The organism is Bacteroidota bacterium (genome assembly GCA_016706865.1).
Lineage (GTDB): Bacteria > Bacteroidota > Bacteroidia > Chitinophagales > BACL12 > UBA7236.
The window spans coordinates 1,042,367-1,061,400 of sequence record JADJIS010000002.1; the positions used below are offsets into that span (position 1 = coordinate 1,042,367).

The 19,034-nt window shown below is 36.6% G+C and carries 14 protein-coding genes; 3 read left to right on the forward strand and 11 right to left on the reverse strand.

The genetic code is table 11. From position 1 onward, the window contains the following. Positions 1 to 35: 35 nt before the first annotated feature. Positions 36 to 1,634, reverse strand: a complete 1,599-nt coding sequence (locus IPI31_07515) for a S41 family peptidase (protein ID MBK7567665.1) — start codon at positions 1,632 to 1,634, stop codon at positions 36 to 38. 192 nt (positions 1,635 to 1,826) lie between these two features. Between IPI31_07515 and IPI31_07520 the strand changes: the two genes are divergently transcribed. Further along, positions 1,827 to 2,765 carry an FTR1 family protein gene (locus IPI31_07520; GenBank protein MBK7567666.1) on the forward strand — a complete coding sequence of 313 codons (939 nt, stop codon included), beginning with the start codon at positions 1,827 to 1,829 and terminating at the stop codon, positions 2,763 to 2,765. Positions 2,766 to 3,202: 437 nt separating this feature from the next. Here IPI31_07520 and IPI31_07525 read toward each other — a convergent pair whose 3' ends face one another. From IPI31_07525 to IPI31_07560, 8 genes are all read right to left on the reverse strand, one after another. Next, the gene (locus tag IPI31_07525; protein ID MBK7567667.1) at positions 3,203 to 3,814 is read right to left on the reverse strand and encodes an NAD(P)-binding domain-containing protein; all 612 of its coding nucleotides are present in this window, start codon (positions 3,812 to 3,814) and stop codon (positions 3,203 to 3,205) included. A 42-nt stretch (positions 3,815 to 3,856) separates the two neighbouring features. After that, positions 3,857 to 4,270, reverse strand: a complete 414-nt coding sequence (locus tag IPI31_07530; protein MBK7567668.1) for an OsmC family protein — start codon at positions 4,268 to 4,270, stop codon at positions 3,857 to 3,859. Between the two features lie 102 nt (positions 4,271 to 4,372). Continuing rightward, positions 4,373 to 5,677 carry a T9SS type A sorting domain-containing protein gene (locus IPI31_07535; protein MBK7567669.1) on the reverse strand — a complete coding sequence of 435 codons (1,305 nt, stop codon included), beginning with the start codon at positions 5,675 to 5,677 and terminating at the stop codon, positions 4,373 to 4,375. Positions 5,678 to 5,770: 93 nt separating this feature from the next. Further along, positions 5,771 to 7,975: a S46 family peptidase gene (locus IPI31_07540; GenBank protein MBK7567670.1), complete on the reverse strand. Its 2,205-nt coding sequence runs from the start codon at positions 7,973 to 7,975 to the stop codon at positions 5,771 to 5,773. A gap of 119 nt (positions 7,976 to 8,094) precedes the next feature. Further along, on the reverse strand, positions 8,095 to 8,430 hold the full coding sequence (locus tag IPI31_07545) for a T9SS type A sorting domain-containing protein (GenBank protein ID MBK7567671.1): 336 nt from the start codon (positions 8,428 to 8,430) through the stop codon (positions 8,095 to 8,097). Positions 8,431 to 8,595: 165 nt separating this feature from the next. Further along, positions 8,596 to 10,131 carry a magnesium chelatase gene (locus IPI31_07550; protein ID MBK7567672.1) on the reverse strand — a complete coding sequence of 512 codons (1,536 nt, stop codon included), beginning with the start codon at positions 10,129 to 10,131 and terminating at the stop codon, positions 8,596 to 8,598. Positions 10,132 to 10,186: 55 nt separating this feature from the next. Beyond that, positions 10,187 to 11,281, reverse strand: a complete 1,095-nt coding sequence (locus tag IPI31_07555) for a VWA domain-containing protein (protein MBK7567673.1) — start codon at positions 11,279 to 11,281, stop codon at positions 10,187 to 10,189. Positions 11,282 to 11,298: 17 nt separating this feature from the next. Beyond that, positions 11,299 to 12,336, reverse strand: coding sequence for an aldo/keto reductase (locus IPI31_07560; GenBank protein MBK7567674.1), 1,038 nt, complete (start codon positions 12,334 to 12,336; stop codon positions 11,299 to 11,301). Positions 12,337 to 12,506: 170 nt separating this feature from the next. Here IPI31_07560 and IPI31_07565 point away from each other — a divergent pair, with 170 nt between their 5' ends. After that, entirely contained in the window at positions 12,507 to 13,874 is a 1,368-nt protein-coding gene (locus IPI31_07565; GenBank protein MBK7567675.1) for a M20/M25/M40 family metallo-hydrolase, read from the forward strand. Positions 13,875 to 13,957: 83 nt separating this feature from the next. After that, positions 13,958 to 16,252: a TonB-dependent receptor gene (locus tag IPI31_07570; protein ID MBK7567676.1), complete on the forward strand. Its 2,295-nt coding sequence runs from the start codon at positions 13,958 to 13,960 to the stop codon at positions 16,250 to 16,252. A gap of 539 nt (positions 16,253 to 16,791) precedes the next feature. On the opposite strand, the gene IPI31_07575 is transcribed toward IPI31_07570, so the two are convergent. After that, positions 16,792 to 17,037: a GlsB/YeaQ/YmgE family stress response membrane protein gene (locus IPI31_07575; protein ID MBK7567677.1), complete on the reverse strand. Its 246-nt coding sequence runs from the start codon at positions 17,035 to 17,037 to the stop codon at positions 16,792 to 16,794. An 83-nt stretch (positions 17,038 to 17,120) separates the two neighbouring features. Then, a complete protein-coding gene (locus IPI31_07580) occupies positions 17,121 to 18,950 on the reverse strand; it encodes an ATP-binding cassette domain-containing protein (protein MBK7567678.1) in 1,830 nt (609 codons plus the stop codon). Between the last annotated feature and the right edge of the window lie 84 nt (positions 18,951 to 19,034).

Below are 19,034 nucleotides of genomic sequence, written 5' to 3' on the forward strand. Positions count from 1 at the left end.
GCTTTTTTTGTTGGAAATATATTTTAATTAAATTGTCACTCCACCCCAAACTTCTTCAACGCAACCAAATACGTATCATCTATCTGATTAATAAAAGAATAATAACCATTATTCCCCCATTTTTGTCGCGCAATAAATGCTTTAATTCCTATTTCCACTTTGGTTCGTGCGGCGCGAATTTCTGCTTCTGTTACTCCTTTATCGGGATCATGCGCTAATGCGTATTTAACGAATTTAGAGAATTGCTCATCGCTAATTACATATTTAACACCAAAATCTTTTGCATCAGCATATTTATTAAATGCACCGGGATTTTCGGAGTAGGTGGAATATCCGAATTGTTGAATTACACTGCGGTTAAATAAATAATTTACCGTTTTATTTATTGGTGATGTATCAATTGGCACTGCAATATCAGGGTGAATTCCCCAATCCATATTTTTATCATTTTTTAAACTGTCGGGTAATTCTCCGCCGTTCATCATAATGCTTACATATTGATCGTAGTATGCATCAACACCATCTGTGTATGGTCGCTGAATACTTTTTCCTGAGGGTGTATAATATCTTGCAATAGTTAATCTAATTGCAGAGCTATCGGAAAGATCATATACTTGTTGTACTAATCCTTTTCCAAAACTTCTTCTTCCAATTATTGTTGCTCTTTTATTATCCTGTAAAGCACCCGCTAAAATTTCACTTGCCGATGCAGAATATTCATTTAATAAAACAACTAAATTTCCATTTTCAAATAAACCATTTTTTCCTGCGCGATATTCATCTCTTCCCACAGCTCTACCTTCGGTATAAACAATTAAAGGAGTGCCTGCTAAAAATTCATCTGCTAATTCCACAGCACCCGTTAAATATCCTCCGGGATTTCCACGTAAGTCGAGCACTAAATTTTTCATTCCTTGATTTACCAAACCTTGCAAGGCATCATCAAATTCCAAAGGAGTTTCCTGTGCGAATTTATTTACTTTAATATATCCTGTCGCATCATCCACCATATAAGATGCATCAATACTTGTAATTGGAATTACATCTCTTTTTATGCTGAATGCCAATAAATTTTTATCACCTGTTCTTTTAATTTTTACATCAACAGTAGTTCCTTTTTTTCCGCGCAATTTTGACACTACCCTGTCGCTGGTAATTCCAATTCCCGCAACCATGGAATCACCTATCATGATCATTTTATCACCTGCCTTAATTCCAATTCTTTCAGAAGGTCCACCACTCATTGCTGCAACAACAAGAATGGTATCGTCCACAATATTGAATTCAATTCCAACGCCATCAAAATTTCCAACCAGTCCTTCATTAAATGCAGAAAGATCTTCCTTATGAATATAACTGGAATGTGGATCCAGTTTTTTAAATAATTCGTCAATTGCAGCCGGGTCATTCAGATAATCTGCAACAAAAGCATCCACTATAGAATCCACATTAATGGAGTCGACATACCTGCTGCTGATAAAATTTACTATATCATCAATTCTGCTCGTAGGATCACCATGCGACCTATAACCGGGTTTGTCGGAGGTAAAAGGAGATATTTTTGTTCCTATCATCACACCCAAGGCTAACACAGCGGCAAAGGCCAAAGGCAATAAAAATCTGTTATTGTTCACGTTTTGTATTTAAAATTTTCACAAAATAACTACATCCGGCGCACTCTGCCGCAATATTGTTCACTTCTTTTCCCTATACCTACATTTAGGTATATTCTATTGTGAGCATAAGAACGCTTTTTCCTGCAAAGTTACTGTGCTATGTTTGCATAAGTTTAGAATGGTTCTAAATAATTAACAAGATTTAAGAGTATGAACGAGTTTCTCATCACCTTTCGCGAATGTTTGGAAGCTGCCCTCATAGTGGGTATTATTTTTACTGTTTTAGATAAAAATAATCTCCACAAACAAAAAAAGACCTTATGGCTGAGTGTTTTTGCGGCAGTTGTTGCATCCGCAATTATGGGAGTTGCTCTTTATGAAATTTTGGAACAAGCCGGAGAAGGATTACAAGCTTTACTTGAAGGTATTTTTATGTATATAACAGCCGGATTATTATTTTATGTAATATTCTGGATGAGTAAAACGCTAGCGAGCAGAAAAGTTATAACTGATCAGACAACTGCAGCCATGCAATCCAAGGGGAGTTTGGGGATATTTTTGATGGTATTTTTTGCAATTCTAAGAGAAGGATTTGAAACCGCATTATTTCTTGTTGCAAGTACAAGTATTGATAGTAGTTTTTCCTACAGTGGTTTTTTTGGGGGGATTTTAATAGCAGTATTAATTGGATATTTAATAATTATTCAAGGCAAAAAAATTCAGCTTCGTCCATTTTTTAAATACACATCCTTATTACTTGTATTTTTTGCAGCAGGGATGATGGCTTATGGAACACATGAAATGGGAGAATATTTTGAAGAGCAAGAAAAAAAGGAACATGCAGAAGAAGTAGTTTCTCCTGAATATCAGATTTCAAATCCTACTCCTGAAGTAGAAGAGGAAGAAGAAGTTGTCTACGATATTTTCAAACCAAAAACAAAATCAGAAGATCCTTCCGGCACCTGGTATCGTCAAACCGAGGATAAGGATGAATACATTCATATTTTAAATGACAAAGGAATTATCGGCGTTTTCTTCAAAGGATTATTCGGCTACAACAGCAACCCGATCTTGATTGAGGTTATATTGTGGTTTGTTTCCTTAATTTTTGGGTTAGTGATTTGGAGGCGATCTTATCGTGAATCGTGAATCGTGAGGCGTGAGTCCGGCTTGCCACTGCGCCAGGGTTGTGTGTACCGCGGTTGTCAGTTCACCAACCACATTCGTGAATCTTGAGGTATGAATCGTGAGTCTGGTCTACTTCGGATTTAAAATGTGATTACAAATAGAAAGTTAAACGTAAATTTTAGGTGGGCGCACTCATTACTCATAACTCATTACTCATTTAGTGAGGCCCTCACTGAAAAAGTGAGAGCCTCACTAACTTTCATTTAAAGGCTTGCCTTTAATTGGTACCTTTTAACTAAAATTTTTAATTGGAGAAAAATCTAACAACCTACCAAGAACTAAACTCACGATTCACGCTTCACGCCTCACGAAAAAAAACTTCCAATCAGAAAGGAAAATTATAATCCCACCTCAAAGTAAAAAATTGTCAATTGTCAATTGTCAATTGTCAATTTTTTTTACCGTTCAACTATCGTAAACGCAAAATTCGGTCCCTTACCCAATTTATACGCCATGGTAACCCAAAGTTTTGCAAGATTTTCGAGCATTACGGCATTTTCAATTCCTCCTATATCGGTTACGCGAAAACCGAGGTCCTCGGCGAGAACGGAGACAATTTGTTTGGCAGAAATATCTTCCCCACAAATAAAAGTTTCAATAGCCTTGCCATCATAAACAGGATTTATCAAATTGGAAACTCCCGTGGTATTAAATGCTTTTACCACTTCGCCATTACCTGTCCATGCACTAATTGCTTCTGCAGCCGATTCAAAGGGTTCAGTGCTTGCAGAAACAGGGTTTGTAGCATCGATAATGATCTTTCCTTCCCATTCCACATCAATACTTTTTATTACTTCATCGGCAACACCAAAAGGAATTGCGACTAAAACAACTTCGGCATTTTCTACCGCTTCCTGAAATGTGGTAACCTTTGCACCAATATTCATTGCGTTCCATGCTTTCTGGCTTTGTGTATCACGCACACCAAAAGTGATATCGTGACCTTTGGCCTTCCATTTTGTTCCCGCTGCAAGACCAATATTGCCTGCTCCTAATATAGTTATGCGCATAATTTGTTGGGATAAAATTATTAATACGGAAAGATAAAAGAATTATTCGATCAAAGTGGCGTTCAGAGTGATAGTAGTGTTCAATAATTTAGAAACAGGACAAGTTAATTTTGCCTCCTCTGCTGCTGCTGCAAACGATAAGGTTGTTGCTCCGGGCACTTTTGCCGTTACCTCCAAATGCGATTCTGTTATTGCCCCGTTGTCTAAAGTAATTGTGCATGTGGTATTAATTTCATCAGGAGTAAGTTCTTTCGAATTCAAAACAAAACTCAGTTTCATGCTGAAACAGCCTGCATGCGCCGCTGCAATTAATTCCTCCGGATTGGTTCCTATGCCATCGGCAAACCGGGTCGACCAAGAGTATTGACTTTGTTTTAATACACCAGATTGTGTTGATACATGTCCTGTTCCTTCTTTTCCTGTTCCGTTCCAAACGGCAGTTCCATTGCGTTTCATTGTATTTATTTGTTTTTAGATTAATTAAATATGCCGGCACAAAGGTAGGGTTTGCAGAATAAAAATCTGCAATAAGCAACCAATAAAACATTGTAAATGGTGTTATTTGGTGATGATCAGTTGTTTTATAAAATATAGATCATCATTGCTGATCTTACAGAAATATGTTCCGGATGGTTCATTGGTAATATTAATTGTTGTGATATTGTCCATATCCTTTTCTGAGAACCAGATCATTTCTCCCATACTGTTATAGACCCTGATAAAATATTTTTTTTCATCCTCCGGTGCTGTAATTGTAAAAATTCCATTGCCTGCTGTTGGATAAATAATAAATTCAGTCTGCTCAATTTGAGGGGATGAAAATATAGTTCCGTCAGCTAATCTACCTTCGCCACAACTCACCCATTTTGGCCCATCGTTATACCATATCTCCGAAAGGGTATCCGTTTTGAAAAAGTCGTTCCAAATATGTGCAAGTTTATCTTTTCCCGAACCGCTCAAATGAAACCCTCCTCCATCTGTGGAATAATCGACTTCGCAATTCCAATAGAGTGAATCGTAATTCCTTGGATTAATTCCGTCGGCCCAGGTATATGGTCCCCAGATCATATAAGGCATTACTTTACCGGGTGCCATATATTTGAAATCCGGATCGCCTGTGATTTGGGCTTCCATTGCCCATTTATATCCGAATCCGCACCTATAAGCACCGGGCTCGTGAATAGATTTATACATTTCGTAGGTTGGATCTGCATATCCACCATAATACGGACTAGCCACATAAACGAGCTTTAAATTGGGATATCGCACCAACATACTGCTTAAAGTAACCTGAATACGATCTTTAATTGCATCTCCGTATCCTGGCATATCAAAAATGGTATCAGCACGAGAGCCCTGAAACAACCAGGCAATTTGAATTTGTTCGGGAGTTATTCCTTTCGGCTCCAACCTGTTTTCATAAATAATATCCCAGTAATTTGGATTGTCGAGGGTCATTCCTTCCATTCCCTCTCCTGCATTGGTTGCATTCAATAAAATCAGACAGGGATTGATGGAAGGATCATCCTGAACAATTTCCACCAGGTGATTGAAAGGTTCTCCTGTAGTGGAGCCTCCAAATCCTGCAAATATGATCTTCCCTTCAGCATAATTTACATTACCCAAACTGTCGAGAGGTTTAATGCTTTTAGAGATCTGAAGCCCTTTTTTGAGATGTGTTTTTGGCGGTTTATTTTTTCCTCCGGGATATAATCCGCCCTGATATGTTCCAAGATAAAATCCAGTTTTAAGATCAACGAGGGGAATATTTCCGGTAGTATCGTTATCACATTGAACCTGACCTTGAAGAGATAGGGTAGTTATAAGCAGGAAAAACAAAAAGAATGTGCTGAGTGTTCTCATATGTTTATTTTCAGATGCAGTATAAAAATAAACAAAGGAATTAAAATAAAAAAACTCCGGTTTTGGCCGGAGTTTTTTTAAATCTAATTAGTATTAATTTTTGATATCCAATTCTTTGATAAGATTGGTTGCGCCTGCATATTTATCTATAATAAATAATACATAACGTATATCAACAGATATCGTGCGATTCATAGCTGGATCAACAATATAATCTCCGGGTGTACCTTCATAATTTCCGTCGAATGCCAGACCTATTAATTCACCTTTTCCATTCATGATAGGACTTCCGCTGTTACCGCCTGTAATATCCAGATTGGAAAGAAAACAAACCGGAACAGTTCCGTTTTTATCAGCGTATCTACCGTAATCTTTTGCTTGATAAAGATTATATAATTTATCAGGAACAATAAATTCAGGATCGGCATTGTTGCGTTTTTCAATTACACCATCAATAGTAGTTTGCCAGTGATAATGAACGGCATCTCTTGCTTCATAATCCTGCACTGTGCCGTATGTTAAGCGCATAGTGGAATTTGCATCAGGGTAAAAAGATTTTTTTGGATCTTTTTTCAAAATTGCTGCTGTGAATTCACGTTCTAATTTTCCGATCTCTGTATTTGCTGCACGGAAAACAGAACCTGCTGTTTGCGCATCCGTATATAATGCAATATAATAATTATATAAAGGATCTTTTTTCAATTTCTTTTCACTTGGCGCTTTTAAAAAGGCATCTAATTTTTCTTTGGATGTAAATACAGATTTTGCAAATGCATTTTTACTCCATGTATCAAATTTCGCCTGTGGTGTTGCACCTTTTGTATCTGCCAAAATATCTTTCATAACCTGAGGATATTTATCTGCAGGTAATTTAGTATACATCATATTTAGTAAAGCACTAACTTTTTTTACTTCCGTATCATAGTGCATTCCATCCCACATTGTTTCTGCTGAAGCATTTATTGCTTCTATAGTTGCAGCTCTTTCATCGCCGGTTAAAGCGCCTTCACCAAATAGCGATTCTACCTGATTAAAATCGAGAGCAAAATTTCCCGTTGGCATTAAAACAACGGAATATATTTTATAATAAAATTCTTTGCTTACCGTGCTCATTAATTTATAAGCATTGTCGAAATTGGTAAACATTGTTTTGTATTTATCTTCCGTGGCTTTGCCTTCTGCTTTTGCCCATTTCATGAATTCAGTTTCATATTCTTTTTTAATAGAAACAGCATCCATTCTTTCTAAACCGTCTAATTGCGTTTTATATAATTTTAAGCCATTCATTAATTGCGCATAATCAGAAGCTAATTGAATACGAACATCTTCATCTTTATCCATTTCTGCTTTCATCACTTCTGTTGCTGTTCCGAAAACATCAATTTGTGCAGGATTACTTTCGTTCATTACCTCTTCAATTCCGTAACTTGTAAGATAACGTTCCGTTGACCCGGGAAAACCCATTATCATAGTGAAATCCCCTTCTTTATATCCTGCAACAGAAACCTTTAAATATTTTTTTGGTGAGTATGGAACATTGTCGGTGCTGTATTCGGCAGGATCATTATTTTTATCCGCATATACTCTGAAAATACTAAAGTCACCTGTGTGACGAGGCCACATCCAGTTGTCAGTATCTCCACCATAATTTCCCACTGAGGAAGGAGGTGCTCCGGTTAAACGCACATCATTGTAAACTTTATATAAATAAACAAAATATTGATTGCCATAATACATGGATTTTACTTCTGCTTCAAAACCCTGTTCGGCATATCTTGCTATAATTCTGTTTTGAATTTCAGTAACCACTGTTCTTCTTGCAGCCGGATCCAATCCCTCCGCAAAAGGTACGATCGAGTCAGTAATTTCAAATGCATTTTGAAGAATACGAATGGCCAATCCCGGAATTGGTAGTTCCTCTGCATAACTTTTTGCCCAATAACCGTCATCAATAATATTTCGATCTGGAGTCGACTGTGAGGCTATTGCATCAAAACCGCAGTGGTGGTTAGTAAATAGCAATCCGTTCGGAGAAACAAGTTCTCCCGTGCAAAATCCACTTCCACCTTGATAGAGTTGCACAACGGCATCCTTCAAACTTGCATTTTCAGTATTGTAGATATCATCTGCAGAAAGTTGTAAACCCAGTTGTTTCAGGTATTCAAAATTAAGTTGACGAACAAGATTTGCCAACCACATTCCTTCATCTGGGAAACTGGAGGCCTGAGCGGGTTTTACAGCTGTTGCCAAAAAAAGCACAACGGCCATAATTGTAAATTTCACTTTTTGTTTTATCATAGTGTAGTTATTATAAAAATTTCGAAATTGATGGCGAAGTTAAGGTACATTTCACGGATGACATTGAATGGCATAAAAAAAAGCGGACAAAGCCGCTTTATATAAGGTTTTGGAGGAAATTAGTCCTCCTTCAAAAATTTCTTGGTAATGAGGGTATTTCCCTGGTAATAGGCCGCCAGGAAGTAAACTCCCGGTTGAAGATCAACCAAACTCACTTTAACTTCCTGTTTGCCTGTTTCAGGGGTAATGCTTTTGATCTCTCTGCCCACTATGTTCATAATGCTTATCCTGTCAATACTCTGATAAGTAAAGCTTATTGTGGCGAAACTTTTCACAGGATTAGGGTAAATAGCCACTGTTTCTTCAACTTCCGCAATGTACTCAGATTGAGCAGATGCTGAATGAAAACTGAAAAACATCGCAGAAACTAATAGTGTTGTGTAAATTTTACGCATAGGCTGTTGTCAGAGCATGTAAAGATATATTTATTTTTTCCGGATTTCAAAAATTTTGTGCTGTGGATATCCTGATTAACAGTTTTTAACCACCGGCAACACCTTTCCTATCCGGGTTCTAGTTTGTTTAAACGTGTAAATTTTTTAAAGGTTACAAGAATTCAACTAAATTTTGAAGTCATCCTCCTCCTCTAAACCATCTAACTCATTGTTTGTGAACATACTGGAGAACAAGTCGCTGAACTGGACTCCTGACTGCAAAATATGTTTGCTAAGGAGTGAATACTCGGCAAGGCCATGTAAAACAAATTCCATCAGAAAATATTTTTCTTCCCCCGACACCTTCGGATAATATTTTTCCACCAGTCTTTTTAAGCCGGGAATGGAAAGCAGCGCACTGTGATAAGCTTCGTTATTCAGATCGTTGAACAGATCCAGTTTATTGCCTTCATTAAAATAATCGACAATTTCCTGGTAAATATTTACGCGTTTTGTAGCCGCAGGATTTTCAGTTTTTTTAACAGGTATTTTTTTCGATTTCTCCGGTGCGGGAAAATAATTTGTGAATTGTGTTCTTATCGCTTTTCCAATTAAATTTACTGCAACAATAAAAGGTCCTTCTTGTTCCCCTTCATATACTAATTCTATTTTTCCGGTGATGGAAGGAATTACTCCCCAAAAATCGCTAACACGAATATAAGTTTGAGCATCCTTATTTTTTAAAGCGCGGCGTTCGGCATTGGAAATTAAATTTTCCATTGCGGTAATGGTCATACGAGCACTAACTCCACTTTTTTGATCCACAAATTCGCTGTTGCGTGCTTCGAATGCAAGTTGCTCTATCAGGTCGCGACTAAGATCGTTCAACTTTACAATTTCATTTTGCGCATGTATAATTCTTGCTTCCTGCGTTGTAATTATTTTTGAAATGTAAATGTCTTTTGGATAATGTGTGAGTATCTGACTTTCAATTCTATCTTTTAACGGCGTTACAATAGAGCCGCGGTTTGTATAATCTTCGGGATTTGCAGTAAATACAAATTGAATATCAAGCGGTAATCTTATTTTAAATCCGCGTATCTGAATATCACCCTCTTGCAAAATATTAAATAATGCAACCTGAATTCTTGCCTGTAGATCGGGTAATTCATTTATCACAAAAATACACCTGTGCGAACGCGGAATTAATCCGAAATGAATCACTCTTTCATCGTTGTAATTTAATTTGAGGTTGGCGGCTTTAATTGGATCTACATCTCCAATCAAATCGGCAACGCTTACATCAGGGGTTGCCAATTTTTCTGTATATCGTGCATCTCGGTGCATCCAGCTGATTGGTGTATTATCGCCCTCCGCTTTTAATTTATTAATGGCATACACGGAAATAGGTGCAAATGGATCGTCGTTGAGATCACTTCCCTCCACCACCGGAATATATTCATCCAAAAGCGTTGTTAGCAAACGTGCGATCTTGGTTTTTGCCTGTCCACGCAAACCCAATAAAATCATATTGTGTCGTGATAATATCGCTCGCTCCAGATCAGGAATTACGGTATGTTCGAATCCGTGAATCCCATCAAAAAATTTATCACCTGACTTAAGTTTTGTGATAAGATTTTTTCTAAGTTCCTGTTTTATAGTTAGACTTTGATATCCCGATTTTTTTAATTCGCCGAAGGTCTTTATTTTTTCAATTTGCATTTTAAATTCTTTATTTAATTAAATTATTTTCACCCTATTAATTTACTGGTGAAATTCATCGCATATTTCTTTTTCTGTTTCTTTCGTAATCTTCAAAAATATATTCTCCTAAACCTTTTAGGGAAGTATAAAAAGCTTTTCCCTGATTTGTTTCAGTAAATTCCTGAACAAATTGCTGCAAATAAGGATCCTGCGCTATCATAAAGGTGGTGATCTTAATTCCGATCTTTCTGCAATGTCCGGCAAGATTTAAAGTTTTATTTACTATAATGCGATCCAGTCCGAAACTGTTTTTATAATATTTTCCGTCTTTAATAATACAAGTCGGTTTTCCATCCGTGATCATAAAAATTTGTTTGTTCGGATTTTTTCTCCTGCGCAACAAGTCCATCGCAAGTTCTAATCCTGCAACTGTGTTTGTGTGATATGGTCCAACCTGTAAATAAGGAATATCTTTTATTTCTATCTGCCATGCATCATTTCCAAAAACAATTACATCCAAAGTATCCTTTGGATATTTTGTTTTGATGAGTTCACTCAATGCCATGGCAACTTTTTTTGCAGGGGTAATTCTATCTTCCCCATACAATATCATGGAGTGAGAAATGTCGATCATTAACACCGTGGAAGTTTGTGCTTTGTATTCTTTTTCTACAACAACAAGGTCATCTTCATCAAGACTAAATTCTCCTATGCCGTGATTGATATGCGCATTCTTTATAGATTCGTTGTAATCAATTTGTTCATGCGTATCGCCGAAAGCATAATTTCTTCTGTCGGTGGAATTTTCATCGCCGGTGCCGGTAAAGGATGTTTTATGATTTCCATGCGGTGATTTTTTTAATTTACCGAAGATCTGATCCAAAGAATTTTTGCGGATGCTTTGTTCCATTTTGGATGTAATGCGCATAACTCCACCGTCTTCATTTTCTTCTTTTATAAAACCTCTGTCTTTTAATTCTTGAATAAAATCTCCCATGCCATATTCAGGTGTGGTCAGATTGTATTTTCTATCCAGTTGATTCAGCCAATCCAAAGCTTCCGTAAGGTCACCGCTTGTGTAAATAAGCAACTCCTGCAACAATTCGAAAAGTTTTTCGAAGGTTGTTTTATCCTTTTCTTCAAATTTTGAAAATCTGTTCCCTAACATTGATAAGATCTATTTATTTAACTTCTGCGTTTTTCCAAACCGGCACTTTTACCACTAAATAAAATATCCTGCACTCCTTCCCCTTTTAAAAATTCATGTGGAAAGCCGAGGTCTATTTTACTTACTTCATCTAATCGTTTTAATTGATCAGCATGAATTTCAATTTCACCTGCACGCAAACTATTTATTAATTGTTCAGAATTACGAGCGCCAACAATTGGAATATTATTTTTCCCGTTTTGAATCACCCATTTAATGGCGACTTGTGCCGGAGTACAATTTAATTCCTCTGCCACTTTTACAACTTCTCTTGCGATCTGCTGATTTTTTTCGCTTAATCGAACACTATTTTCCTTTAATCTTTTTGCATCTTCATTCGCATTTAAATATTTTCCGGTTAGCGCTCCACCGGCAATTGGTGCCCATCCAACCACACCCAAGTCTAATGCCTCTGCCATAGGAATAAGATCGCGTTCTACTGATCTCTGCAAAAGAGAATATTCAATTTGCAAAGCGATAAAAGGACTCCAATCTTTAAATTCCGCAATGGCATTTGCCCTCGAAACGATCCATGCAGGAGTATCAGAAATGCCTACATACAAAATTTTTCCTTGTCGCACGAGATCATCCATTGCTCTTAATACTTCTTCAATGGAAGTAGTAAAATCCCAGGCATGTAAATAATACACATCGATATAATCGGTTTGTAATCTTTTCAAACTATCTTCTACCGATTGCACCATATTTTTTTTGTGGTTTCCGCTCTGGTTTAATCCGGAACTTCTATCTGTAATTAAAGAATATTTTGTAGCAAGAACTATTTCCTTGCGTTGATTGCTTTCTTTAATAAATTCACCGAGATATTTTTCACTTGTTCCTTCTGTATATCTGTTAGCTGTATCAATAAAATTTCCACCATTTTCCAAATAGGTGAAAAATTGTTTTTTGCTTTCAGTTTGATCTGCTCCCCAACCCCATTCTTCGCCGAAGGTCATAGTGCCCAAACATATTTCTGATACTCTTAATCCGCTTCTGCCGAGTAATTTATATTTCATTTTAATATTTTAATAATGTAAAATTGTGTTTTTTAAAGGATAGATACATTCGAAAAATAAAGGATTGTAATATTACCTGAATTGTTAAGAGAACACCCTTTTACCATTTGTTAAAACTGTATTATAATAACTTAGTTCATTATATTCGCTCCAAAATTAAAATTAATTCGATGAAAAGTGTTTTTCTATTCTTATTGGCTACATGTATTTCCATTAACGCATTCGCTCAAAATGCGGATAGTGTGGCATTCAGAAAAATTTTCGATGAAATAATGCTCAATGGTGATGCTTATGACCAGTTGCATGATCTCTGTAAAAATGTGGGTCACCGGTTAAGTGGTTCTCCTCAAGCCGATATGGCTGTGCGTTGGGGTGAAGCGGAAATGAAGGCTGCCGGTTTTGATAAGGTTTGGCTGCAGGAGGTAATGGTGCCACATTGGGAACGGGGTCAAAAGGAATACGGCGAATTATTGGGATATGGCCAGTTTGAAATTTTAGCATTGGGCGGAAGCATTGCCACTCCGGATGCAGGTATAACGGCGCAAGTTGTGGAGGTGAGTGATTTTGAAGAAATGAAAAAGTTAGGTGCCGATTTTATCAAAGGAAAAATTGTTTTTTTCAACCATATTTTCCCTCAGAATGTGATAGGAGGATTTGACGGATATGGTGAGGCAGGGCCTTACAGGTGGTATGGTCCGGAGGAGGCAAGTAAAATGGGTGCTATCGCTTCTATTACCCGAAGTGTGAGCAGTGCGCATGATGAATATGCACATACAGGAAGTACAGGTTTTCGCAATGGCGGTAATCCGATTCCTTGTGTGGCCATTTCCACTATGGGTGCTGATGAATTAAGTGCGGCATTAAAAACGAATCCAACGGCAAAATTTAAAATGGTGCTGAATTGTAAAAAATTTCCCGATGTAAAATCATATAATGTAATTGGTGAAATTACGGGCTCTGAATTTCCAAATGAAATAATTGTTGTGGGTGGACATTTAGATAGTTGGGATGTTGGAGAAGGAGCGCATGATGATGGTGCGGGGTGTGTGCAAAGTATGGAAGTTATTCGAAGCTTAAAGGCATTAAATATGAAACCTAAAAGAACTATTCGATGCGTTTTATTTATGAATGAAGAAAATGGAAATATGGGAGGAAAAACGTATGGTGAATATGTAAAAAATAACAAAACTGAAAAACATATTGCAGCTTTGGAAAGTGATGCGGGAGGATTTTCGCCAAGAGGAATCAGTATTGATTCTGTTTTCCAGCATAATACAAAAGCTTTAAATGCAATTAAACCATTATTTTTAAATTATGGAGTGTATGATTTCTCTGTAGGTCATGGTGGTACTGATATTGGGCCAATGGGCGAAGCCGGAACATTATTATTCGGATTAAGACCGGATTCGCAGCGATATATGGACCTGCATCACACGGCAAACGATACTTTTGATAAAGTAAATAAACGAGAGTTACATATGGGAGCAAGTGTGATGGCGATGTATTGCTGGTGGTTGAGTGAGTATGGGGTTAAATAAAAAGTAATTTTATATATAGTTTACACAGCAATTATTATTGTGCGATTAATTTATATTAATAATTTCTATATTTATTTTCGCGAATGAGACCTATTACCTTTTTCTTTTTGCTGAGTTTTGTTTTTACAACTGAATTTATTTCAGCACAATCAGTTATGGGAAAATTAACTGATAAAAATACCGGTGAAGCCCTTATTGGTGTAAATATTTCAGCAAATAATATTGAGGTTGCTCTTTCGGATGAAAATGGAAATTATAATCTTTTTCTTCCTGATACATTGGTTACAATTAAATTCAGTTATATAGGATTTGAGCAAAGCACACTTTCATTAGAAATAAATAATGGCCAAACATTATTATACAATATCCAAATGCTTCCATTGGCTGTGTTGCTCGATGTTTATGTAGTAAGCGGAAGTTTATATGAAAAAAAACTTACCGAGGAAACAATGAGCATTGAAGTAATAAAAAAGGAAATGCTCACTCAAACAAATGCTACAAATTTATCTGATGCCATTTTAAAAGCTCCGGGTGTTTATATGATGGATGAGCAGGCGAATATTCGGGGTGGAACGGGATTTACTTATGGAGCCGGAAGCAGGGTGATGTTGGTGGTTGATGATCAAATTTTATTGGCAGCGGATAGGGGAGATGCAAAGTGGAATTTTGTTCCGATCGAAAATGTGGAGCAAATTGAAATTATTAAAGGTGCTTCCTCTGTATTATATGGAAGCAGTGCATTAAATGGTGTAATTACTGTTCGCACTGCATGGCCAACCACCACGCCTGAAAGCAGTATTACCATGTATCACGGAATATATGATAATCCAAGTTTTACTCCGGCAACCTGGTATGATAATAATCCGACTTTTACCGGAATTAATTTTTCGCACCGGCAGAAATTTGAAAAAATGGACCTTGTTTTAGGAGGACATATTTCGGATAATAATTCTTACTTATTAGGACAATATTCCAATCGGGCAAGGTTAAATTGGAAAACGCGATTTCATCCTCAAAATAATGATAAAATATCCTGGGGAATAAATGGTAATGTAATGTCGGATCGCGAGGGATTATTTTTTTTATGGGAGGGCGCTGATACAGGTGCTTATTTACCTTTTCAGGGATATGTGGATACTAGTACCTCCACTTTATTAAATTGGCAATTCAAATGGTTGTCGATAGATCCCTGGTTAAATTATTTTGATAAACATGATAACTCGCATAAATTTAAAATGCGTTTTTATAATAATAATGTTGATTATACGGATACCACTGGAGGAAACGGATATTTATTGAATTTCGATTACCAGTTTCACCGTGAGTTCAGCAGAGACATTGTTCTAACATTTGGAGTTACAGGATATTATTTTAATGTGGATGATTTTGAGCTGGGAATTCACTCCGGTTTTTCAGGAGGGAGTTATGTGCAATTAGATAAAAAATTATTTGATAAGTTGATATTGAATATCGGAATGCGGGAAGAATTTTATCAATTAGATACTATTGCAGGTTCTGCCGTTCCGATATTTAAAGGGGGATTAAATTATAAGGTTGGGAGATTAACAAATATCAGATTGTCATTCGGGCAAGGTTATCGTTTTCCGAGTTTGGTGGAGAAATATGCGCATTCAAATCTTGGGTCATTGGCAATTTTTCCAAATCCTGATCTGCTTGCAGAATACGGATGGAACACGGAACTTGGAATTAAAAGATCTTTTGCAGGAGATAATTTAAAAGGTTACGCGGATATTGCTTTTTATGTGACCGATTATTTTGAGATGACGGAGTTCAGTTTTAATTTTTATCCTGGGGAGGGCCCGGGATTTAAATCGCAGAATACAACAAGGGCAAGAATTGGAGGTGTTGAACTTACCCTCAATGGTGATGTTTCTGTTTTTGGAAATAATTTAAGTTTTTCGGGAGGATATAATTATATCTATCCTGCAGATCTTGCGGGCGATTCCAGTAATCTCGATGTAGGAAATTTCATGAAAAATTTTATGGAAGGATTTACTGCTAAATCAACTGATAGTGTCTTTTTAGCATCTGTATTAAAGTATAGGTTCCGTCACATGATACGCATGGATCTGCAATATTCGGTTAAAAAATTTTCTTTTGGTGCAGATGTTAATTATTACAGCTTAATGGAAAATCTGGATGCCATTTATATCTCCTTCATTCCCGGAATTAACGAATATCGGGAAGATCATTTACAAGGAGATTGGATCTTTGATGCCAGAGTAGGATATACTATCACCAAAAATTCAAAAGTGCAATTTCTTGTAAAAAATATGTTCAACAGAATGTATGCTTTACGGCCTGCAAAATATGACCCGCCGAGGAATTTTACGGTGCAGTATAAAATTAATTTTTGAGGTAACGAAGAATTGGAATCATTGCGAAGATTCTTTTGGTTAGAGATTTGTGGAATTAATCAAGAATTGAAATTTATCCTTTTTGATTTAACATTCTAGTTAAGATCGTGATTTTTTTTATGTCATCCCTACGGGATTTGCGTGTGTTTTCGACAAGTTGTTACCGATATTTCGTCCCTACAGGACTGGTTTTATTGGTATATTACCCCTCCTACATATCTGTTACACATTATACATATTGTTACCGATATTTCGCCCCTACCTAACTGACGTTTTATAAGAAATTATAATTCCTATTATTCTCAAAAATCAAATTGATGGATTAGTGCCGTAGGCATGGCATATTGGTAGTATAAATGTGAATGTGTTGCCTAGTGCCGTAGGCATGAAATATTAAAAATGTCTTTGGGAACAAGAATCTAAAATTGCTGGAACTTTTTTTTGAAGGATCAATAGAAAAATCCCAAAATAAAAAGATAGAGGTGCAAATTTAATTTGTCGAATTTTATTTTGAATAAATTACACTCCACTATAAGATTTTATTTACGTTTTATCAATCCTATGATCAATAAAAACACAACCGACCCAACCACTGCTGCCGCAATACTATAAAGTAAATTGGTCTCCGCTATACCGAGTTTCTCAAATATCCATCCACCCAAAACAGCGCCAACTATTCCGACAATAATGTTTCCGATAATACCGAAACCTTCGCCCTTCACTAATTTACCACCCACCCATCCGGCAAGTGCACCTATTAAAATAAAATATACAAAACTATCCATAGTAATTAATTAAGGAATGAAAGAATTAAAGAATGAAGGAATGGGGATCCGAGTCGGAGTTAATTCCTTCATTCTTTCATTATTCATTCTTTCATTTTTTCATTCTTTTCCTCGAATTGTAATTTTAATAAATTATTAAACAATCCATTTTCCATTTTCGATAATTGCTCGAAGGAACCGGATTCCATAATTTTTCCTTTGTTGAGCACAAAGATAGTATCTACATTTCTGATGGTAGATAATCGGTGTGCAATAATTATAGTGGTGCGGTTTTTCATGAGTTCTTCCAGGGCATCCTGCACCAGTTTTTCGCTTTCGGCATCCAAAGAACTCGTTGCCTCATCGAGAATCAGAATGGCAGGATCTTTTAATATTGCTCTCGCAATTGCAATTCTTTGCCGCTGACCACCGGATAATTTAACGCCGCGCTCGCCGACTATGGTATTGAGTTTTTCAGGAAATTGAGAAATAAATTGCCATGCATTTGCTTTTTTTGCCGCTTCTATCAGTTCGTCGTCGCTTGCACCGGGTTTGCCATAAGCAATATTTTCCCCTATGGTTCCACCGAACAATAAAACTTCTTGTGGCACCACCGCCATATTAAAACGAAGCTGTCTAATAGAATAGGAATTGCTTTCTTTTCCATCAAATAATATCTTTCCTTTTTCCAAAGGATATATCTGCATGATCAATTGTGCAATGGTAGATTTTCCTGCTCCACTATATCCTGCAAGTGCAATTTTGTCACCGCGATTTACAGTCAATGAAATTCCGTCCAATACATTTATATCTTGCCTTGTGGGGTAGGAAAAAACGATATCCTTTAATTCTATCTTACCCTCTAATTTTATTTTTTGATCGGGCTCGCTTAAAAGATCTAATTCACTTTTTTCATTTAAAATTTCGAATATTCTTTCTGATGCTCCAACAGTTTTTTGAAGTCGCCCATACAGATCTCCCAAACCACCAACTGCACCACCAATAAATCCCGTGTATAAAACAAAAGAAAAAAGATCACCTTCAAATATTTCACCCGCCTTTAACAAAGTTGTACCATACCATATAACTGCAACAAATCCTCCGAATAATCCGAGAATTAAAAAAGTGGAGAATCCTCCGCGGTTAACTGCTCCTTTAATTCCCGTTTCTACGACCTTTTGCATAAAGGTTTTATAGCGTTTCGATTCATAATTTTCGTTGGTAAAAGTTTTAACGGTATTGATATTTTGTAAGGTTTCTTCCACCACAACATTTGAATTTGCCAATGCATCTTGTCGCTGTTTCGAAATTTTGCGAATAAATTTTCCGTAAAAAACTGCTATTAATACCAATACGGGAAAAGTGCACATCATCATCAATGTTAATTGCGGAGAGATGTAAAATATGAATGCAACTCCGAAAACAATGGTAACCATTTGCCGCACAAACTCTGGCAAGGTTGCGCCCAACATATCCTGTAATTGATCTACATCATTTGTTGATCGGCTTGTTAATTCTCCAACGCGTCTTGTTTCATAAAATGGTATTGGAAGTGTAAGCATTTTATCAAAAAAATTGGTCCTCACATCTGCCATTGCCTTTTCAGAAACAGTTGCAAAAAGATATACTCTGAAAAACGACAAAATTGATTGCACTAACAAAGTAGCTATTAAAATAAGTGCGATCGTATTGGTATTATTCATCCATACAATTGTATTATTTCCTTTCGCCGAATCGATGAGTTTACCCATGAACCAGGGGAGTGTCATGGTAGTAAAACTGGACAATAATAAAAATACGATACCTATCAAAAAGGCGCTTCTGTATGGACGGATATAACTAAATATCTTCCCCGCAACTTTTATACTTTGTCGGGAAATTTTTTTCTTATCGCGGTCGTCGATGGGACTATACTTTCTTTTTGGTTCTGACATGAAGGGGTAAAATTATTGTAATTAGGGTTAACGACGGGTGAGGAGAGGTTTAATTGTGGAGCGTTGGTTTTAGTTGGTGGGATT